Here is a 20,894-nt window from a genome sequence, read left to right as displayed (position 1 = left end):
TGCTTTATCTTAATAGCCGAACACCATTAACACTGGTGTTGCCAATTCATTAATTGGGTTATTAAGCCGCCCGTATCGTCATTAAATTCATACTTTTTGTGCGTCGTTGCCGTCACGACTTGGTGGTGACTGACACGCAAATCGCTCACGCGAAAGGTCAGTTCAAAGGGTTTAAAAGCTTGAAGCGACCGAATTTGAATCCATTCTGCCTGCTGACTTGCCGCTACAAAAAAATACTGTTCCGCCGTCGTCTTCAAATCAATTTGCTTCAAAATACCCGTTTCCATGAATTAACCCTCCCACTTGAGATTTACTTTTGAGGCTACTATAACTGGTGAAACGCGTTTCAGGTCAAGCAATTGCGCTTTATTTTTTTAATTGCAACTATGTTTGTTACATTTCAATAACACTTTTGTAAAAAGCTAGGATTATTAGTCAAGCGGTTGTACTATATATTGGAAAGTTAATTTAAGGGCTGACGTAATTAGCGCCGTCCTACCACGACAAAGGAGCTGACTATCATGGTCGTCACCGCTGCAAGCCATCAATATAATTATTGCTACTTACTGGAATTAACTGGCAATCGTTATACTGACTTATTGATCAATCTAACCCCCGATGAGCAAAATATGGGGACTTGGGAACGCGTTTACGCCGCTAATTTGCCGACTTGGCGACTTTGGACTAACGCAAATGCTGATATGGTTCGTTTCGTCATCACGCACGTTATCGCACGCCATGCGCTCCCACAAAACGACTACTGGCTTATTCAATATCAGGGTCACGACCATCAGCATCCCAAGTTACTGCATCCGCAATTTCATACGAGTTAAAAAAACGAGCCTGAGGATTTCCTCAAGCTCGTTATTTACTCATATTAAGCTTTGACAGTTTCGCCAGCCGCTTGTTTTTCAGCAAACGTTTTTTCTTCTTTAATCTTATCACGATCTAAGGCCTTAAAGAAGAAGTAGTAAATCGCACCATCCATGATGATATTAGCAATTTGTAAAACCACCCCAGAAATGTGACCCGTTGCTAAGTAACCAGAAATAATTGGCGGCGTGGTCCAAGGAACCATGACCCCCATCGTCTTAGCAACCAAGCCAGTCGACATCGTGACGTAAGTGGTCACAACGTTAGCTAATGGTGCCACGATAAATGGAATTGCCATCCGATAGTTCATAACGATTGGTAACCCGAAGACGATTGGTTCATTGATATTAAAGATCGCCGGACCAATAATCAATTTACCTAACGTCTTAAATTCAGCACTCTTCGAGACAAAGGCAATCATGAAAGCTAACCCTAAGGTCGCACCAGAACCACCCATGTGGACGAAGTTATCGAAGAATTGTTGGGTAACGACGTTTGGCAAAGCTTTACCAGCTTGTAACGCATGCGCATTTTGTGACATCGCAGCCAACCAGATTGGTTGCATGACACCACTGACCACGTTGGCACCATGAATCCCAAAGATCCAAAGGATACAAACGACGAATTCAGCGACCATCGCACCAGGTAAGGTGTTGCTTAGTAAGCCCAATGGTTTTGCCAAAACGAAAGAAATGACATTTGGAATACTTTGCATTGGCGTTGCTTCCACAAGTAAGCGTAATAACCAGATTAGAACCAAGATGATGGCCCCTGGTACTAACGCCGCAAACGAGTTACTAACAGCCGGCGGTACACTATCGGGCATTTTAATCGTCCAATTGCGGTGCACCATAAAGACATAAAGATCGGTAATAAATAGACCAATAATAAGAGCTGTAAACAAACCGGCTGAATCAAGTTGGGTCAATGGTACCCATAAAGCCCCAGCTTTATCGCTGGTGAATGGAATCGTTAATAAGAAAGCACTCATCGAAACAATTGCCGCTGAAATTGGATCAACTTTGTAACTCTTTGCCAAGTTATAAGCAATCCCGATAACGGCAATCAACCCCATCACATGGAACGAGGCGTTAGTTGGATATTGAACAATCGTTGCCCAGTTCTTACCAAAGGTATTCAACATGAATGTTTGATACCCTTTGATTGGAAACTGCGCGATAATCATGAAGACCGACCCGATAATAATCATTGGTACGGCTAGTGTCATCCCATCACGTAACGCGATTAAGTGACGAGAACCAGCAATCTTACCAAATAATGGGACAAGTCGATCATTAACGAAACTTGATTTATTATTTTCGCTCATGTCGTGACCCCCTAGAATAATTTAAAAACCACTTGGGTGTGACCAGCTTGGATATCGCCAAACCAATTCACCTAAAACCTACCTACCAACAACGGCCGCTTGCCAGTAAGCCCTGCTAACCGATAAATAACACTATGTTTCACAACAACGCGACACTTATTCAGTGGAAACGTTGAATGCGCTTTCCACAACATCCATTATACCAATCGATGACTGAATGTATACCCTTTCAAAACAAACAGTGTCCTGTTTCCAATAAAGGAATTTGTTCCATTTGTGAAACATGTTCCATATCAACTTGGCACATCGGTCTATTCCAAGGGTTGGACGCCCATCGCCAATTGTTCTAAAAAATAAACGACTGGTAACTGTGACAAAGTGCTGCCACCACTGACCGCCTGCACTTCCGGAATATCATAGGTTAAGACCACCTCGCCAATTCCAGCTGCGGTGGAATGACTACTAGCGGTGATGACAACTAAATGCGCCCCACTTTGCTGATAATATAACCCTTGTTGAATGACCGCTTCGGATTCTCCAGAAACGGATAAGAGCAATAACACCGTTTGCGACAAATCACGATGTTGAACAGGCAACGGTTGCATCGTCTCCACAATTTGTAAAGCATACACGCCAAAGTTAGCTAGTAAGTGCGTGCCATAACTCGCCAAGCCTTTGCTCGTCCCCGCGCCAATGAGAACCACCGTTTGGGCATGTTGAATCAAGGTCGTCGCTTGTTTTAATTTCGTCGTGACCGCTGGAATATTCAGGCGGTCAAAAAAGGCCCGCATCGGCACAACCGTTTTAGCTAAAGGTTGTTCAGCATCTTGCTTCAACTGTTCGCGCAAGGTAAATTTGAATTCAGCGTAGCCGTCATAACCCATCCGCTTTAAAAACCGCAAGATGGTGGTCGCCGAGACATGACTTTGATTCGCTAATTGTCGGATCGTCATGGTACTCACTTCTACCGGATGACCCATAATATACTTATAAATCTCAATCTCTAAGCGATTCAACTGCTGAACTTGATCATATGAAAACATCTTTTCCACCTCAAGCTTTTATTAATTGGTATATTATATAATTCATAGTTACAACCAGAACTTGTAGGAACAAATTCCAATTATTACCGATCGCCCCAGCGGCCATCCATTTCCGGCTTAATCGTGACATCCGTCATTTCAAGTGGGCAGGTCGCAATTGCCGCCGTCAACTTTTGGGTAAACTCGGCCACCTTAAATGGTGAATCGAATTCCCAGGTTTTAAAATTAGGAGTTCGGTTTAATTGACCTAACGCCATAATCGCTGGCACCGTTTTCGGATCGATTGCCGGCGCCGTTTTTTTAATAATGATGGCATACCGATAATGGCCACTATGATATAAAGCTTGCATTGCATCGCCAAAAAGTCCCATTTTGCCACTCCTTTTCTATTTTATTACTAACTCAAGTTTACCATAAGTCACTAAGGCGCTTACATTTAGATGATAAGTTCAGTTACCAATTCAGTCGACTATCGCCAGATATCCGTTATAATTAAACTAATCAATCATCATCAAAGGAGTTTTGTTAACTGATGAAAAATACAATTCTAATCGTGGAAGATGAACACAGCCTCTCCGGTTACCTAACCAAAGAACTACAATTTGAAGATTTCAACGTGCTAGTCGCTGACGATGGCTTGGCGGCAATGGCGACTTATGAAGCCCATCAAAATGAACTCTTACTCATCTTATTAGACTGGATGCTCCCCAAGCTAGACGGTATGGAAGTTCTCCGGCGGATCCGTAAACACGACCAAGTCCCAGTCATCATCATGACTGCGCGGGATTATATCGGCGATAAAGTCGCTGGCTTAGACAACGGGGCCGATGATTATATGACGAAGCCCTTCGAAATTGAAGAACTCTTAGCTCGGGTCCGGGTCATTCAGCGCCGCGCCGAAAACCAAGCTGAACCCAATCAAGTCTATCAACTTGATGACCTGATTTTAGATACCAAAGCACATCGGGTAACCAACGCCGGTGACGATGTCCAACTTACCCATCGCGAATACGACCTGTTACAATTTTTCTTAGCCCATCCCGAACAAGTCTTCACCCGTGATGACTTACTCGACCAAGTCTGGGGGGCCGACTTTTTAGGCCAACAAAACGTGGTTGATGTCTACGTTGGTTATTTACGCAATAAAATTATCAGTCCAACCGCTACAGAACCCTTAATTAAAACGGTCCGCGGGGTTGGCTATAAACTAAGGGAGCCGTTAGCCAATGCAAAAAACAACTGACACCACCCTCACCTATGAACAACTGATTAACCGGGCCATCAAACGGCTGGTATTGACCATCACCCTGATGATTAGCTTGATTATCTTAGTCTTAGTTGGGGGCCAGCAGACCATTAATACGACGCATGAGGCCCATGACCTGATGAGCAGTCTCAAACGAGCCAATATTAAAGACGTCCCGAGCTTTATCCAGTGGAATAATTCGACCACTCGCAACACGAAGCAACCCGCCTTTATTCGGGTCACGACGCAAAAAGCCACGTTAACGACCACGACGAAGAATCGCCGCACCATCTTAACGTCACCGTCATCCAAAAGCTTTTTCGCTAACCGGCAAACACACCTAGTTGGACCATTAATTTACGTCCAAAAATTCGGTTTCGTTCTATTGTATACACAAAAAGACGGTCACAATACGTATCAACTAGGCGTCAGCTTGCAGCGCTTAATGCATAGCTTACTCATTTTGATTGCGTTAATCATTGCAGTTACCCTCTTGACGCTAGCCATTGGCACTTGGTGGGCCCACCGTTTGGCTGCCCGGTTAAGTGCACCGACGATTGCGCTCGTTCATGAAACGAAATATACGTCAAATAATCCTGAAGCCGATCAACCAACCTTAAAAGTTCCGACCAGTCCACGTGAAATCAACGATTTAGGCCAAGCTTTTAATGAACTTTTAGTGACCCAGAATCACCGCCTGCAACACGAACGGCAATTTATTTCAGATGCTTCTCATGAATTACGGACCCCGATTGCGGCTATTCGGGGTAATCTCAGTCTCATTCGTCGCCGGGGCACGGCTCATCCGGAAGTCATTCCGGAATCGTTACACTTTATCGATGAAGAGTCCTTGCGAATGCAGCATTTGATTGAGAATCTCTTACATTTATCTCGGGCCGACCGAGCCAAGTTAACCTTGACGGACCAAAACTTATCGGACCTCTTGTTACAACTCGCTGATCATTATCAGCCGTCTTGGTCACAACCGTTAAAATTAGCCATTGCTCCCAATATTCATGTCGCCGGTAATGCCGAAATGTTACAACAAATTGTGGTCGCCCTCTTAGATAATGCGCATAAGTATTCACCAGCTGACCAGCCGATTACGTTAAGCTTAACTCAGACCGCTGAACAAACTCAGCTGGCCGTCGCTGATTTAGGTGAAGGCGTCCCTGACGACCAAAAAGCTGCCATTTTCCAACGATTCTATCGCGTCGACCAAGCACGGTCGCAAACGATTGAAGGCAGTGGCCTAGGCTTAGCAATTGTGCAACAACTCGTCACTTTAAACCAAGCGACTATCACGGTCACTGATAATCAGCCCCAAGGGACGATTTTCACAGTAAGCTGGAAAATAAACTGATAGCTTTAACTAAGCGTTTGGCCGCTACCAAACGCTTTTTTGCTGCCAAAAATACTATTCTAAATGCTTTTCTAAGAAATTCTTATTTAAAGCTTACTAAAACTCGATAGTTAGTTAGACCAGTTCCCGGTAAACTAAAGTCATTCAAGTCAAGCCAGCAACTAAGGAGTTGTCCATATGTTATTAGATACCGACCCAAAAATTAAAAACATTACTGCGGTGCATTTAGTCAAAGTCTTCTACCCGCTCATCATCGCCAAAAGTGAACAAGGCGAGTACATCAAGGTTAAGTTAAGTGACGAGCAACTCAGTGATCCGCTCTTTTGGGAAACGGCACGCAACATTTGCAAGTCCGAATTATGGGTGCCGCTTGGCCGTCACTTCCACCAACTACTTTCAAATGATTGGCTGATGCCAGTCGTCTAACATAAAAATAACACTAACAACTAAAAGGAGTTCGAAACTAATGAAAAATACATTTAAAAAGCTCACCATCACCTTAATGGCCGCCGGGACCCTCTTCGCAACCACCGCTACTGCCATGGCAGACACGACCCCAACCACCACTGCTCAAACGACAACAACCCTGACTAAAAAAGTCAATCATGAGACTAACTTGGCAATGCCAGCAACTAAACATCCCATTGCTCCCGACCTGACACCAAAAGCAACAAAATTAGTCAATAAGACCATCCAAAACCAAGTACTGGCAACAATTGATGCCAGTAGTCAAAGTCTCGACAAGCTCAAATATCAACCAGCCGCTGATTAAACCCACCAAATATGAAAGGAGCCTTGCCAGATGTCGACTTTAACCACTGCGATCGAACAACAATTACGTCAAAACTATCAGCGCCCAATCATTAAAAATCCCGCCCAAGGCATCTGGTATACTGGCGCCGACCTACTCGAGGATGCCACCCTGTGCCGGACCAGCTTACAACAGCAGGCCGTGACCCCCGGACAAACAATTCTCATCAGTCTCCTTAACTTAACAACTTTGCCGGCCTTACTACTCGCAAGCTGGCAATTGGACTTAACGGTGCGGCTGACGCCCCCAACGGCGGCTTTACCACAATTGGCGCCGAAGCGTTACGCAGCCATGGTTTACCCGGCCACCCAAATGCAACAATTAGCCCAGCAACTTAATCCAACAGAAATTAGTCGCTTACCCTTGTTATTGAACACGGCCCCCGACTTTGCGTACTTCGTCCATGACTTAGCCCCCAAACTAGCAACCACCACGGCCCCCGCTCTGATTCTAGCGGATGGGCATCCTTACTCTCTAGCTGATTTAAAGCAAGCGGCCAGCAGTCCCAGCTCCCCGGTAATTAATATTTATGACTTCGAAACGGGCATCCGACCACTGCTAGCGACGCTCCTCAACTTGACACCATTTACTTTGGCCTCTGCCGGTTAATCAAATTTTGGTCACTAAAAAACGAGCTGGGGACTTATCCCAAGCTCGCTGCTTTAATTTATCATCGTTATCGGCAAGAAAACTGTCTAAACTAAACCGATTGTTTGCAGAATCAAGTAAATATTCAAAATAATTAATACGGCCGTAATGACCCAAGCTGTCCACTTAACCCAAGTACGGCTCTTGAAATTCCCCATCAATTGCTTATCACTCGTAAACATCACGAGTGGAATCATCGCAAATGGCAAGGCAATACTCAAGAAGACTTGTGAGAAGGTCAATAGACTTTCAATCTTGGCTTCATTGCCATGATAATAAATGGCAAATACTAAGACGGGCGTTACTGAGATGAGCCGAGTTAACAACCGTTGTGCCCATAATGGCATCTTTAGCCGGATGAACCCTTCCATAATAATCTGACCAGATAACGTCCCCGTAATGGTTGAACTTTGTCCAGAAGCCAGTAACGCAACTGCGAACAACATACTCAATACTGGACTGGCAATTGCGCCAACAACCTTACTATCACCCAAGGCATTGTATAAATCCACGAAACGACCCAAGTCACCCTTAGTTCCGAAGAATAAGGCTGCCCCTAAGATTAAGAGCAAACTGTTCACAACAAACGCAACTGATAACTGAATATTAGAATCAATCGTGGTGAACTTAACCGCCTTGGCAACTTCTTTTTCATCGCTACGGTCAACTGCACGTGTTTGCGAAATTGACGAACCAAGGTACAAATTATGCGGCATAACCGTCGCTCCAACAATCCCTAATGCCAAGTACAACATTGACTGATTGCTGACAATTTGTGTGGTTGGCACATAACCTTTGAACATTTCTGGTACGTTTGGTTGTGAAATAATAACTTCATATAAGAAAACAAATAAGATAACGGCAACCAAGGTTGCAACAATTGCTTCAATCTTTCGGAAACCAAGCTTCATCAACAACAACAAGATTAAAACGTCAGCCGTTGTTATCAGGATCCCCACAATTAGGGGGAAGCCGAATAACAACTTTAAGGCAATCCCAGAACCAATGATTTCGGCCACATCCGTTGCCATAATCGCTAATTCAGTAATAACCCAGAGGAAGATTCCCATCCCTTTTGACGTTCGTTCACGTGTCAATTGAGCTAGATCTTTTCCGGTGACAATTCCTAACCGTGCTGCCATTGCTTGCAATAACATGGCAATTAAACTTGATAACAAGATAACGGATAGCAATGCGTACTTATATTGTGAACCCCCAGCAATTGATGTAATCCAGTTCCCTGGATCCATGTAACCAACTGCTACCAGTGCGCCCGGGCCCGTATATGCAACTAATGTGCGCCAAAAGTTGGCATTTTTCGGGACCCGAACACTCCCATTCACTTCGTCCAAGCTCTTACTATCGGTCCCAGTTGAATGAACCCCCGTACTACCTTTGGTGGCCACCATCGCTGAACGGTCCTTCGTTTTTGCTAGTTTCATTATGAAACCCTCTCTTCTATTGGTTTAGAATTCAGGTTGTGGACTACTGTGTGATCCTCAACAGCTAACACCCGTTACTATTCAATTGAGCGCTCGCTTTAATTCCAATAAGTAGTATATCATCATTGAAAAATTAGTCAACTGTTTTCACTTATTTTTTTGGCGTTCCTAAACTCAATCAAACCCCGGCTCATCAACATGTAAAGGCATCCGTCGCGGACTCAATCCGTTTACTAAGAAATCGCTGAGGTACGTAATCTTAGCGGCGGTTGCCATCCGATTCAAGGTTGGATATAAGACCTCTTCCACCATGTACCCGCCTAACGTTGAAAACAACAACTGTAAGATCATATGGTTTGGCCAATCGACCAATTCACCGGTAGCTTTTAATTGATCCATCACTTGATTGGCTTGCGTTAGAATCGCCGGTGATACCATGCCCATGACGGCAGCACGATCAGCCGCATTATTAAAAAATTGCGATAAAACCACCGCTAGCGACGCGCGATTCTGTTCAATAAAAGCAACTCGGTCAGACACTAATGCCAGTACAAAGGCATCTAGCGTTTGTTTTTCACTGTCTAGTACCGCTTGATCTAAAGCATTCAACATGGCCGGTAAGACCTGCTTCACAATTGGCTGTATAATGGCGGCGAGAATCCCATTTTTATTCGTAAAATTATGAAAAAGAGTGCCTTCAGCCACGCCAGCACGGTCGGCAATTTCACGGGTCCCGACTTCTTCATACCCTTTGTCAGCAAATAACGCTAAAGCCGCTGCGAGTATTTTTTGTTGGGTTTTCGTAATTTGACCATCCTTACTCAATGAAGCGGCATAATATGCCTGGATAGTTTCAAGCTCACTCATGTTGATTTGGCTCCTTTTGCAGTAACTGCTCAATTTAGTACCATCATCATAACCGATTTTATCCTAATAAGCGATAATTATCGTTAAAAAGTTACATGATAAGTTGATACTCACTTGATAATTGCTTTAATAATCTGCTTAGTTTATAATCACGGTAATTAATTAAGTTACAGGAGGAACTATAGATGCGTGTGTCAACTCGTTTTAGTGATTCGATTCACCTGCTAGCATTTATCAAAATCTATGACCAAGCCAAGTTAACCAGTGACTTGATTGCCAGTAGTATCGAGACCAGTCCCGTGGTCGTTCGCCGACTGATGAGTAAGTTACGCCGGGCCGGCTTGATTACCACGACGCCGGGAACGGCCCAGCCCGCTTTAGCCAAACCCCTAAGTGACATCTCACTTTTGACTATTTTTTATGCCATTGAAGGTGATAAGGCCCTGTTTGCTGTTGACCCAAAGACCAATCCTGAATGTATCGTCGGTGGCAATATTCAAAATGTGCTCCAACAATATTATCAAGATGCGCAGACAGCAGCGGAAGCACGACTCGCAAAAGTGAGCATGCAAGACGTGGTCGATAGTATTTTAGTCGATCAAGCTAAGAAAGACGCGCAACATTAAAAATGAGCCGACAATCCAGCTGTTTGCACACATTAATCTGAATCGGCAGTCACGCTGTGTTTGAGCATGACTGCCGTTTTTTCATTAACCGATCCATCCTGACTTTTGGCGTCCATGATGACCGCCTTACTGACTGCTGCTAAATAATCGAGATTATTTTAGCAAAAAGCCTTGCCTTCAACTTACTGTAACCCTGTATGCTAGAGGCAATCAAGTGATAAAGGAGTGCTCAATATGTCAAAAAAAGTATTGATTGTTGATTATTCATGGTCGCAAACAACAGCCGCAATGGCGGCTCAATTGCAACAACTCACAGCGGCAACCCGGATTGAACTCACTGTTGCGCCAGACACTTTTCCTAGCGATATGTTCGCCACTGCCGATGTTGCTAATCAGCAACTAGCTAGTGGACACTTACCTGAACTAACCAATTCATGGCCTGAGTTAAACCAATATGCCATCATTTTAGTCGGTGGACCCGTGTGGTCGGCAAAAGTTGCTACCCCGGTCCGCACATTTCTACAACAACTCACAACCTATTCAGGCACAGTTGCACCCTTTTATACTGATGCCGGAACGCCCGGAAACTACGAGGCCGACTTTGCCAGCCTATTACCAACAGCAACGGTAGTTCCAGGCATTGGTTTGACGGCAAGTGCCCTTCAAACTGCAGCACAGCCACTCACAACTTGGTGGCAAACATTGCTTAGCGAGCTAAAATAAACCTAAGAATGACAAAACGCTAGTCCCCCATCAAGATGATGGTTGACTAGCGTTTTGTGAATCAACTGGTTAACGATAATATTCAGGCTTAACAGCTTGAATCGGATTAGCTTGTAACCAAGCAATAATTTGTTGGCCTAAGTCTAGGGTCATCGGCGTGGCCGCCGCAATCTGCGCCTTCGTAATCTGATTAACGTGAATCCCAGCAGTAATCGTACAGCTCCCCGTTAGATAGGGCTGTAACTGTTGTGCTAAGCGTTCTGAAATGAAATTATCTTTATGAAAACGGCCATCATGACTTGGAAATTTAACCGTTTGTGGGCTCGTTGTCGCCGTTAGCGTGGTGACATCGCCAATATGAGGATTCGTTCCACCCGTCACTACGACCAATAAATCAAATCCAATCACTTGCAAGGTTGCCGTCATCTGGTAACCTGCTTGTGTCGTCGTAAAATTTGGCATTACTAAGCGCCCTCCCAACGGTGATCATTCTTATTAGCAATTTGGAAGGCATCCAAGATTTTCATCGTCTGATGATTAACTAAATCCTGAATGGTTTTCGGCTGATTATAAAAAGCTGGAATCGGTGGAATAATCTGCGCGCCTAATTGGGCTAATTTGGTTAAGTTTTCTAAGTGAATCACGCTCAACGGTGTTTCACGTGGAACAATCACTAACTTACGTTGCTCCTTAATCATGACGTCCGCCGCTCGTGAAATCAAGTTGTCACCAAAACCAGTCGCAATCCCTGCGACCGTCTTCATGCTAGCCGGCACAATGACCATGCCATCATTTAAGAACGACCCACTCGCAATCGTGGCACCTTGATCGTTAATGTTATACGTGTAATCGGCTAACGCCTTTAATTGCTTTAAGGTGTAGTCCGTTTCTAAGGCTAAATTTTTCTTAGCCCAGGTACTCATTACCAAATGGACTTCCACCGTTGGATCTTGATGTAACTTTTCTAACAAATCAACCGCATAAATCGTTCCGGACGCCCCGGTAATTCCAATCACAATCCGCTTCATCTCTATGACCTCACTTACTAACTCTTTTTTATATCGAATTTCAATCTGCTCACCTTACTTATGTTAAGCGTTTCGGCGCTAACGAACAACTCGACTTTTGACTAAGTGATATTCGTTTTAAGAATATTAGCTTAAAATGGCCATTCGACAGTTGTGCAATTGCCAATAAAAGCCGAAACTCAGCCAACAATAATGATCACTTTAAAGGTGCCAATGCTTGCACCCAAAGTCAGTTTGTTCTGCTTAAACCAAAATCGGCAGTCATTCCTTAACCTAGAATGACCGCCGATTTTAAGTTAATCTTCGCAAACTAGCCGAGCTTTGACGACGCTCTGCGATGTTAACTATTATTCAATTTAATTTTGGCGACCACCGAGAGATGCCACCATTTTTGGATCACGGTGATCGAAGAAAGCTGATTCCTTCATATCAAGGTTTGCAATCTGAACCATCTCAGCATCTGATAGTTTGAAATCGAAAATATTGATATTCTCTACCATCCGGCTTTTATGAACTGATTTTGCCAATGACACGACACCTCGCTGATAGAGCCAGCGTAGTACGACTTGACCAACACCTTTATTGTGAGTCTGGGCAATTGTTACTAATGTTTCATTAGTAAACAAGTGATGCTTGCCTTCAGCAAATGGTGCCCAAGCTTCTGGTTGAATGCCTTCCTTATTCAACCAATCCATTTCATCCTTTTGCTGATTCCACGGATTGATTTCAATTTGATTCAATTGTGGCGTGACTTCGTTGTGAATATCAAGATCAACAAACCGGTCAGCCTTAAAGTTAGAAATGCCAATAGCCCGAACCTTACCAGCCTTTTTCAAGTCCTCCATTGCACGCCATGAGCCGTACACGTCACCATAAGGCTGGTGAATCAGGTACATGTCTAGATAATCTAGTTGCAATTTAGCTAATGACGCGTCGAAAGCCTTCATTGTAGCATCATAACCGGTCGAGCTAATCCACACTTTGGTTGTCACAAAGAGTTCTTCACGAGCAACAGCTGACGCTTTGATAGCTTCACCAACTTCGGCTTCATTGCCATACATTTGCGCTGTGTCAATTAACCGGTAACCTGCATCAATTGCATCTAAAACCGCTTGTTTGGTCCCACCATTTTCAATTTGAAAAACACCAAACCCAACTGCTGGAATCTCAACACCATTGTTTAATTTAATCATTGGTACGTTTGCCATAATTATAATTCCTCCTTATTAATTCTTAGTAAAAACTAGGCTTTTCAAAGTCCGTTCCTGGCTCACCCAGACCCAAGCTCTCACGATGGTAATCCGCCTGCCCTGTCAATAAATCCGTGACAAATTGAGCAACCGCCTGTCTTGTGACCTGCGCTTCAGTAAAAGGTTCACCTTTCTTCGTCACATGAACTGCTGTATTTCCTTCTTGATTGTACAGCCAAGTAATTCGTAAAATAATGTAATCTAACTGACTACTTTCGATAATATCTGCGGCCTTTTTGTATGGTGTCTGCCAAATAATCCCTGTATGTTCCCGATACCAGGATTGAAAGTTACCACTCACTTCTTGATAGAGATCTGGAATATTGGCTGCAATAAATCGCTTAATGCCAGCTGCTGCCAAAGTTTTCACTAAAGGACCAATGACATCATCATTAGCGACAAAACTTAAGTAAACAGCATCTACATCCGTTAAGTTTGCTTTAATTGTCGCCACTTCTTGAAAGGTACCATCTACAAGTGTTACCCGGGAGCTCTTCAAGTTGCTCAACCGTGACGTCACATTTCGACCATATAAAACCAAGTCATCATCTGTCTGCTTTAACAGATTTTGCGTAACCATTCGACCAATCTGACCGGCGGCCCCTAAAATCATAACTTTCATCATCATTACCCCTAACTTTTTTAAATCATTCGACTATGCTAAATCACTACTAATTTGTTTGCGTCTTTGCAACCCAAACATTGATGCTTTTATCTGCTTGATTAACTTTATTCCCATCAACAACTAGCGCCGATACAAATTGATTTTCGCTTGCACCATCTGATTTTAAAATTGACTTAATTCGATCAACACTATCACCTTGACCATACCCCCCCTCAGTCATAAAAGGGGCTATTTTCTTATCAGTTAATTGGTTACCATTTTTTATCAGGAAAGCCGTCATTGGATGTGATAAGGTCATGGCCCATATTGGATATCCCAGATAAACAGTATCGTATTGCTTCAAGCTAGGGACCTGCATATGCAATTCGGGAAAGTCTTGTGACTCACGTTCTGAATTTGCACGCGCTAGCGTCTTTTGATAATTTCCTGGATATGGCTTGCTGACCACGATCTCTAATAAATCAGCATCAGTCTGCTTAGCAATCTTACTAGCCAGTAGTTCAGTGCTACCAGACCTCGAAAAATAAATCACAATACTTTTTGCAGCTTTGGTTAATCGACGTGTTGGTTGATTTTTACTGTTGGTATCTTGATTGTCAGATTGAGTTCCATAACCATTTCGCCAACCACTAGCTGATTTTCCTAATTGATAAGCCGCTATTGGTTGACCCGCAATTTTCTCAGTTGTCGAACGCGCCGGTCGCTCTCCAGTAGGCTTATTCAAATACATCATAAACACCGCTCCCATTAAAATAATACTCATTATTCCAAGCCTGATTCGTCGCTGAACTCGCATTAGTAATCCTTATTAACCCTGACCATCCTTGAAAGCAGGATACAAAGTCATCCCACCATCAATAAATAACGTAATACCGGTAACATAACTAGACTCAGCGGAGGCTAACCAGGCCGCTCCGGCAGCAACTTCTTCCGGCGTTCCAATACGATTCATTGGTACCATATCAGCCGTTTGCGCATATTGTTCAGGGTCAGCAAATTTCTTAGCGTTGATCGGTGTATTAATTGCACCAGGTCCAATTGCATTGACTCGAATGTTGTCCTGAGCATATTCCATCGCAATTGTTTGTGAAAACAACTTGACGCTCCCTTTTGCGGCTGCATAACTCGCAAACGTCGGCCATGGAATCCGTTCATGAACAGATGACATGTTAATAATATTTCCTGGCTTATTATGCGCTTTAAAGTAAGCTAATGCCGTTCTTGAACCTAAGAACACCCCAGTCTGATCAATAGCCGTTACCTTATTCCAATCATCAAGTGTGAGTTCATGCGTTGGCGACTTAATTTCCATGCCCGCATTATTAACCCACACATCCAGATCACCAAAGTTATCTATCGCTGCGCTTAATAAGTCATTAGCACCTTTTTCAGTCGCGATATTAGCTTGAACGATGACAGCCTGTCCACCAGCGACCTTAACCTCATCAGCCGTTTTTTGTGCACCGACCGGATCACTATTATAGTTAATCACGACATTCATTTTTTCCTTGCCAAAACGTTTTGAGATTGCTGAGCCAATTCCTTTGGAACCACCTGTAATAACAGCTACCTTACCCTTTAAATCTTCATACATTATCATTCACTCCTTAACCAGTTGAATTAATGTGCCGTTTTGTTCGTGCACCGTTCTGATTGAATATCTATATATTAAAACCAAAATTGGGCTTTGAAAATTACCAGATAATCATGCTACCATACGTTCAACGCATGGTGGACCAAACTACCCGATTAGTCAGGACTTCAACTAACTAAACAACAGGATTAGTTAGCAACAAGTCCACCGCTATACCTCACTTAGATCAACGTGGTCACAATTGCGCCCACCACAATCAGTCCTAAACCACTTAGCGTTAACACCAATTCATGCCGTGATTTTCGTTCATGTAAAAATAACAATCCGCCTAACGTGGAAATCACTACTGATAATTGAGACACAACAAATGCTGCATTAACCCCATTTTGACTCACCGATACAATATAGCTCAGTGAGGCGATCGAAAAAACAAGGCCACCAATAACATTCAGCCAACTCGTCCGTTGTCTCACAATTTTCACTTGACCACGAAATAACATATAAACAATTACAGCTACAACCATTCCAATCGATTCAGGTAAGAAAATGGCAATCCCCGATGCTGATAGCGCTCTAGGAATTGCATTAAAAACAATGAACCCAATCGTCGTTAGCACTAACATGACAACTGTCTGTATTTGCTTGCCACTGGTTTCTCCTTGATGATCCTGAATAGCGGTCATGATCACTCCGAGGACTAACAACCCGATTCCAATACCACCAAACACCCTAGCAGTTATCGTGTGCCATTCACCAAACAAAAAGACACCTACTAATGCTGTGCCAACCAGCTGTAAACCGGTTGAAATTGGCATCGTCTTAGAAACACCTATATTGGCATAGCCTGTATATTGTCCCAACTGCCCCACAATCCAGAACGCACCTGCCGCAGCTGCCATTAAAAATGCCGTTAGATTAATAGCTGGTTGTAATATAATTTGAACAACGATGCTGGCTAATAACGTCCCAATAGTTGTGCCGAAAATCTGATTGATTGGTCGACCACCTAATTGACTCACAATCAATGGTAAGATGCCCCACGCAACTGCAGGCAATAACATCCAAATAACAGTCATAATTCTATCCCTCATTCTTTTAATTTTTTTAGTAAAACTAAGTTCTTACGATGGTAGACTATCTTTCCAGTTAGCCGCCCGATTCTTTTGAATACTTGTGCCAAAAATCTGATCGATAGTGACTGGATCACGGTGATTAAAAAATTGGCTATAATGTTGATCAAGCGTGGTAATTTGCTGCATATCCTGATCATCCAGTTCAAAGTCACAACTATTATGATTTGTTTCCATCCGGTCTCGATGACTTGTTTTAGAAATAACCACAATTTGACGTTGCAATAGCCAGCGTAAAATCACCTGACTAACTGACTTCCCATACCGTTCACCAATCGCAACCAGCTTCTGATTGGTGAAAATATCTTGTTTTCCCTCTGCGAATGGTGCCCATGCCTCAGTCTGAATGCCTTCTGAGTGTAAAAACTGAACAGCATCGGTTTGCTGATACCAGGGATTAATCTCTATCTGGTTAATTGCAGGCCTGATAGCCGTTGTTAACTCTAAATTTTTTAATTGATCGGCATAAAAGTTTGAGACTCCGATAGCGCGGATTTTCCCCGCCTGATAGGCCTCTTCCAATGCCCGCCATGCACCAATAACATCGCCATAAGGTTGATGTAATAAATATAAATCTAAATAATCTAAGCCCAGTCGGTTAAGTGATGCGTCAATCCCCGCCTTAGCTCGTTCATATGAGGCATCAGCAACCCATAGTTTAGACGTAATAAACAGTGCTTGGCGATCAATACCACTTTTTTTAATGGCCCGCCCAACCGCAACTTCATTTTGGTAAGCCGTAGCAGTATCAATTAAGCGATAACCTACTTGCAAGGCCTGAGTTACTGCAGACTCACATTTTTGTTCATCAATAATTTGAAAAACACCGAAACCAATTTGTGGCATTTCAACCCCATTATTTAATTCTACCAATTGCTCAACCATGCGCTTACGCCACCTATTTCTCTAATTGAATGACTCTATCATAGGTCGCAACTGAATATTTGAAAATTACCAGATAAACATGCTAATATACGTTTAACGCATGCTTAGGAGCTGATGAAATGATTGAAAATTATTTATTAGAAGAACTCACCGTCTTTGCTCAGACCGGAACACTGACCCAAACGGCGGCCCAATTGAACGTGACCCAACCATCGGTCACGCGTGGCATGCAAAAACTAGAGGATGATTTTGGTGTGCAATTATTTGTTCGCCAAGCAAATCGAATCAAACTCACACCTACTGGTGAACTAGCCGCTAAAGAGGCAACCAAGCTATTACAAGAAAGTACCGCCATGGTTTCCAGAGTTCAGAACTACTACCATAGCCAACACACAACAATCCTTGCCGCCACCGTCCCTGGTCCACTAATTTTATTGAATCAGTTACAGAACACCCTTAACGAAAAAATTCAACTTGTCGATAAACTTATCCCCACAGAAGAGATTGAAACAGTACTGAATAGCAATCAATATTCAATCCTATTTTCCAATCAAGAGATTTTTGCGACCGACATCGAATCTCAATACATTGGTGAAGAACGACTACAAGTTAATCTAGACCAGTTTACGTACCTAGCCAACCAAGCAACCGTAACTTTCGACGAATTAAAAGGCCTAAGCTTTATCGTCATGCGTGCCATTGGCTCATGGCATAAAATAATCGAAGAACAGATTGCAAATGCAAAATTTATGTATCAAGACGATCGTGATTCTTTTACTGAAATCACTAAATATTCTCGTTTTCCATTCTTTACCACTAGCCTTTCACAGAGTGACGCTTTATATGATAAAAGTGTTAAAGCAGACACTGATCGAGTTTCCGTACCAATTAGCGACGATAGTGCTCAGATGCCAATCTATGCCAACTATTCACTGTCCCAAAAGAGCCGCTTAATCCCCTTAATTAGGGACATCCAACAACACTGGCCTACTGCTATCCCAAAATAGGAAAATTTAGTATCAAAAATGGTCCAATCAATGGGTTTTAGTCATTGATTGGACCATTATTTACTTCATTTCTAAGCTTACACTGCTAAGATACGAATCAGCCGTTGATCCGCATCGATAGTCACTTCATCACCTTGCGCGCCCGTCACGACTAAAGCTGTCGCCGTCACTTCAATCGTATAGATAATCCCGCGATAACGTAACTTAAACGTACAACTGGTCCAGTTGGCAGGTAACTGTGGTCGTAAAGTAGCCACATCATCATCAACGGTTAAGCCCATCAGCCCCCAAGCAAAGGTTAGCCAACTACCACCCATGGCCGCTGAATGCAGGCCAGCCACCGGATTACCCTGTTCATTTTCTAGGTCCGTATTAATGGTCCGTTGCAAGAAGGCACTCGCGTCAGTATCATCACCAAAACGTGCCGCCGCAATCGCATGGATTGCTGGCGAAAGTGATGAATCAGGTGCTGTCAACGGTTCGTAATAATCATAGTTAGTCTTTACTTGTGCCATGCTGAACTGTTCTGGTAACAATACCATTGCTAATAGTAAATCTGCCTGCTGCAAAACTTGTAACCGGTATAACATCAAGGGATGGTAGTGTCGCGAAAGTGGAAATTGATCCTTAGGAATGCGTTTCAAATCTAAGCGTTCCTTCGACAAGAAACTATCATCTTGCGCAATCAAATCGCCATGGGTTTCAAAGTACATCTGATCCGCTGCAGCTTTAAAATGATCCCATTCGCGTTGTGAAACTTTAAAGCGGCCGATATCTTTTTGCGTGAAGTGGTCCGTTAAATAACGCAGTTCAAATTGAACCAGATAATTCGTATAAGCATTATTATTAATTAACGCCGTATATTCATCCGGTCCCGTCACCGTATTCAAAACAAATCCTTTTTCCTGATCAAAATTGCCATAACTTAAATAAAAACGACTGGTTTCAACTAATAATTCCTGACCATAGTCCCGCATAAAGGTCGCATCATGCGTAACCTGATAATAGCGAATCACCAAATAGGCAATATCCGCATTAATATGAATAGCCGCCGTACTAGCTGGACAGTAGGCTGACGCCGTTTCATCATTAATCGTTTGCCAGGAGAACAAGGCGCCATTCAGGCCTAATGCTTGTGCGTGGGACTGTGCCTGCACCAATTGCTGGTAATGGCCTAATAATAACCGCCGGGCTAACTGCGGCTGGTTCCAATAAAAGAAAGGGGCTTCATAGATTTCAGTATTCCAAAAGTAATGCCCATTATAGCCACTCTCGGTTAATTCCTTTGCAGCAGTGCCTTGACAACCTTGATACGTTCCCGACGACTGTAATAACCCAAATTGTGAAAAACGGAGGCCTAATTGTGACGTTGAATCCCCACTAATTTGAATATCACACGTGGCCCAAAGCTTTGTTAACACCGCCGTTTGTGCCTGTGCTAATTCTGCAAAGCTCGTCGTCAACTGGGTAGTCGCCGTTGTTGATAAGGCCGTGAGGGCGCCTAATTGGAACCACCCGGTTTTGGTTAAGCTGATTGGTTGCGTGGTTAATTCAAATTCACTCAACCAATTTCCATCAGCAACCCACTGTCCAGGTTGATCATAGTGGGTCACTAAGGTCACAATTTGTTTACTGTGTGGCGCCGTATAGGTTAACCCACGTAAGGCTGGCGTTAATTGCGTCACTGCTGGTTCAATACTCTGATCAGTCGCCTCAGCTTGTGCCTGCGCATGTCGCCCAGAAATCACCCGCAAACGACCGTGTTCAAAATTAAGCGCTTGCACTCGGAGCTGTTGGGTTAATAGCCCTGCAGTATCCAAGCTTGCAAAACGCGTTAAGGTAATGGCTAGTTGTCGACCGGTCGCCTGTTCTTCCCAAGTAATCGTATGGGTAAATTGCCCGGTTTGCATGGATAACTGATAATGTTGTGCCACGAGTCGCCCTTGTTGTAAATCCACTGGCACATCGTCCAACCATAGGTCAAAACGCGTGGGCGCTGGTAGTGGCAACATGGTTTGATTTTGTTTTGGAAAACCAAATTGGGCTTTACCGTATTGAATCGGGGCATCATCATAAAACCCATTCACATAAACAACCGTATCAGTCGGTTGTCCGGTTTGTAACTGTGGTATTTCAGTTAAATCTTTAACCCCAATCAACCCATTACTAACCGTGAATTGGGTTGCCAATTCACGGGTTGGTTGATCGGCTTCAATTGTCCATAAATCCATTTTGGGCCTCCTCAAACTCTTACCTGTTAACCGTCTAAAACTGGTTATCAAATAATCAGCTCTCACTTTCTATTATACCGCGGTCACCCCGAATTACCGCCGAAAGTCATCAGTCTTTTAAAATTTGAACCTTATTTGTGTGGTCCGCAGTACTTTGACCTATACTCAGGGTAGT

Annotated in this window: 24 protein-coding genes; 9 read left to right on the top strand and 15 right to left on the bottom strand. The window is 43.4% G+C overall.

Translation table 11 applies throughout. From position 1 onward, the window contains the following. Window positions 1-26 precede the first annotated feature (26 nt). Window positions 27-287: a hypothetical protein gene (locus C5Z25_RS07930; protein ID WP_105452146.1), complete on the bottom strand. Its 261-nt coding sequence runs from the start codon at window positions 285-287 to the stop codon at window positions 27-29. Between the two features lie 234 nt (window positions 288-521). Between C5Z25_RS07930 and C5Z25_RS07925 the strand changes: the two genes are divergently transcribed. Beyond that, window positions 522-833 (top strand): hypothetical protein, encoded by a 312-nt coding sequence (locus tag C5Z25_RS07925; protein ID WP_105452145.1) that lies wholly within the window; start codon window positions 522-524, stop codon window positions 831-833. A gap of 44 nt (window positions 834-877) precedes the next feature. On the opposite strand, the gene celB is transcribed toward C5Z25_RS07925, so the two are convergent. The 3 genes from celB to C5Z25_RS07910 form a co-directional block, all read right to left on the bottom strand. After that, on the bottom strand, window positions 878-2,200 hold the full coding sequence (celB, locus tag C5Z25_RS07920; RefSeq protein ID WP_105449662.1) for a PTS cellobiose transporter subunit IIC: 1,323 nt from the start codon (window positions 2,198-2,200) through the stop codon (window positions 878-880). A gap of 311 nt (window positions 2,201-2,511) precedes the next feature. Beyond that, window positions 2,512-3,243, bottom strand: a complete 732-nt coding sequence (locus tag C5Z25_RS07915) for a MurR/RpiR family transcriptional regulator (protein WP_105452144.1) — start codon at window positions 3,241-3,243, stop codon at window positions 2,512-2,514. 83 nt (window positions 3,244-3,326) lie between these two features. Then, complete coding sequence (locus tag C5Z25_RS07910) at window positions 3,327-3,614, bottom strand: hypothetical protein (protein WP_105452143.1); 288 nt, start codon at window positions 3,612-3,614, stop codon at window positions 3,327-3,329. Window positions 3,615-3,775: 161 nt separating this feature from the next. Here C5Z25_RS07910 and C5Z25_RS07905 point away from each other — a divergent pair, with 161 nt between their 5' ends. The 5 genes from C5Z25_RS07905 (at window position 3,776) to C5Z25_RS07885 (ending at window position 7,272) form a co-directional block, all read left to right on the top strand. After that, a complete protein-coding gene (locus C5Z25_RS07905) occupies window positions 3,776-4,486 on the top strand; it encodes a response regulator transcription factor (protein WP_105452142.1) in 711 nt (236 codons plus the stop codon). Further along, complete coding sequence (locus C5Z25_RS07900) at window positions 4,470-5,852, top strand: sensor histidine kinase (RefSeq protein ID WP_105452141.1); 1,383 nt, start codon at window positions 4,470-4,472, stop codon at window positions 5,850-5,852. The genes C5Z25_RS07905 and C5Z25_RS07900 overlap by 17 nt, the downstream gene beginning before the upstream one ends. 177 nt (window positions 5,853-6,029) lie before the next feature. Then, window positions 6,030-6,278, top strand: a complete 249-nt coding sequence (locus tag C5Z25_RS07895; RefSeq protein WP_105452140.1) for a hypothetical protein — start codon at window positions 6,030-6,032, stop codon at window positions 6,276-6,278. A 40-nt stretch (window positions 6,279-6,318) separates the two neighbouring features. Next, entirely contained in the window at window positions 6,319-6,624 is a 306-nt protein-coding gene (locus C5Z25_RS07890) for a hypothetical protein (RefSeq protein WP_105452139.1), read from the top strand. Window positions 6,625-6,654: 30 nt separating this feature from the next. Beyond that, window positions 6,655-7,272, top strand: a complete 618-nt coding sequence (locus C5Z25_RS07885) for a hypothetical protein (RefSeq protein WP_105452138.1) — start codon at window positions 6,655-6,657, stop codon at window positions 7,270-7,272. 86 nt (window positions 7,273-7,358) lie between these two features. On the opposite strand, the gene C5Z25_RS07880 is transcribed toward C5Z25_RS07885, so the two are convergent. Continuing rightward, window positions 7,359-8,720 (bottom strand): Nramp family divalent metal transporter, encoded by a 1,362-nt coding sequence (locus C5Z25_RS07880; protein WP_199774950.1) that lies wholly within the window; start codon window positions 8,718-8,720, stop codon window positions 7,359-7,361. 207 nt (window positions 8,721-8,927) lie between these two features. Beyond that, a complete protein-coding gene (locus C5Z25_RS07875) occupies window positions 8,928-9,620 on the bottom strand; it encodes a TetR/AcrR family transcriptional regulator (RefSeq protein WP_105452136.1) in 693 nt (230 codons plus the stop codon). A 185-nt stretch (window positions 9,621-9,805) separates the two neighbouring features. On the opposite strand from C5Z25_RS07875, the gene C5Z25_RS07870 reads away from it, so the two are divergent. After that, entirely contained in the window at window positions 9,806-10,246 is a 441-nt protein-coding gene (locus tag C5Z25_RS07870) for an Rrf2 family transcriptional regulator (RefSeq protein WP_105452135.1), read from the top strand. Between the two features lie 234 nt (window positions 10,247-10,480). Next, window positions 10,481-10,969 (top strand): flavodoxin, encoded by a 489-nt coding sequence (locus C5Z25_RS07865; RefSeq protein WP_105452134.1) that lies wholly within the window; start codon window positions 10,481-10,483, stop codon window positions 10,967-10,969. Between the two features lie 69 nt (window positions 10,970-11,038). Here C5Z25_RS07865 and lpdD read toward each other — a convergent pair whose 3' ends face one another. The 8 genes from lpdD to C5Z25_RS07825 all read right to left on the bottom strand — a co-directional run bounded on the left by lpdD (window position 11,039) and on the right by C5Z25_RS07825 (window position 17,481). Beyond that, the gene (lpdD, locus tag C5Z25_RS07860; RefSeq protein ID WP_105452133.1) at window positions 11,039-11,431 is read right to left on the bottom strand and encodes a prenylated flavin chaperone LpdD; all 393 of its coding nucleotides are present in this window, start codon (window positions 11,429-11,431) and stop codon (window positions 11,039-11,041) included. A gap of 2 nt (window positions 11,432-11,433) precedes the next feature. Next, entirely contained in the window at window positions 11,434-11,997 is a 564-nt protein-coding gene (locus C5Z25_RS07855) for a UbiX family flavin prenyltransferase (RefSeq protein ID WP_105452132.1), read from the bottom strand. Between the two features lie 356 nt (window positions 11,998-12,353). After that, window positions 12,354-13,205 carry an aldo/keto reductase gene (locus C5Z25_RS07850; RefSeq protein WP_199774903.1) on the bottom strand — a complete coding sequence of 284 codons (852 nt, stop codon included), beginning with the start codon at window positions 13,203-13,205 and terminating at the stop codon, window positions 12,354-12,356. 25 nt (window positions 13,206-13,230) lie between these two features. Next, complete coding sequence (locus C5Z25_RS07845) at window positions 13,231-13,869, bottom strand: NAD(P)H-binding protein (RefSeq protein ID WP_105452131.1); 639 nt, start codon at window positions 13,867-13,869, stop codon at window positions 13,231-13,233. 49 nt (window positions 13,870-13,918) lie between these two features. After that, complete coding sequence (locus tag C5Z25_RS07840) at window positions 13,919-14,605, bottom strand: flavodoxin family protein (RefSeq protein ID WP_370447192.1); 687 nt, start codon at window positions 14,603-14,605, stop codon at window positions 13,919-13,921. A gap of 75 nt (window positions 14,606-14,680) precedes the next feature. Then, a complete protein-coding gene (locus tag C5Z25_RS07835; protein ID WP_105452130.1) occupies window positions 14,681-15,466 on the bottom strand; it encodes a glucose-1-dehydrogenase in 786 nt (261 codons plus the stop codon). A gap of 221 nt (window positions 15,467-15,687) precedes the next feature. Next, complete coding sequence (locus C5Z25_RS07830; protein ID WP_105452129.1) at window positions 15,688-16,542, bottom strand: GRP family sugar transporter; 855 nt, start codon at window positions 16,540-16,542, stop codon at window positions 15,688-15,690. A 45-nt stretch (window positions 16,543-16,587) separates the two neighbouring features. Further along, the gene (locus tag C5Z25_RS07825) at window positions 16,588-17,481 is read right to left on the bottom strand and encodes an aldo/keto reductase (RefSeq protein WP_105452128.1); all 894 of its coding nucleotides are present in this window, start codon (window positions 17,479-17,481) and stop codon (window positions 16,588-16,590) included. A gap of 119 nt (window positions 17,482-17,600) precedes the next feature. On the opposite strand from C5Z25_RS07825, the gene C5Z25_RS07820 reads away from it, so the two are divergent. After that, a complete protein-coding gene (locus C5Z25_RS07820) occupies window positions 17,601-18,488 on the top strand; it encodes a LysR family transcriptional regulator (protein WP_105452127.1) in 888 nt (295 codons plus the stop codon). Window positions 18,489-18,565: 77 nt separating this feature from the next. Here the strand turns inward: C5Z25_RS07820 and C5Z25_RS07815 are convergent, their stop codons facing one another. Further along, complete coding sequence (locus C5Z25_RS07815; RefSeq protein ID WP_105452126.1) at window positions 18,566-20,719, bottom strand: glycosyl hydrolase family 65 domain-containing protein; 2,154 nt, start codon at window positions 20,717-20,719, stop codon at window positions 18,566-18,568. Window positions 20,720-20,894: the final 175 nt, after the last annotated feature.

Origin of the sequence: Lactobacillus sp. CBA3605 (assembly GCF_002970915.1) — a bacterium.
Lineage (GTDB): Bacteria > Bacillota > Bacilli > Lactobacillales > Lactobacillaceae > Lactiplantibacillus.
The sequence above is the reverse complement of the archived record's forward strand: the minus strand, read 5'-3'. Positions and strand labels throughout refer to the sequence as shown.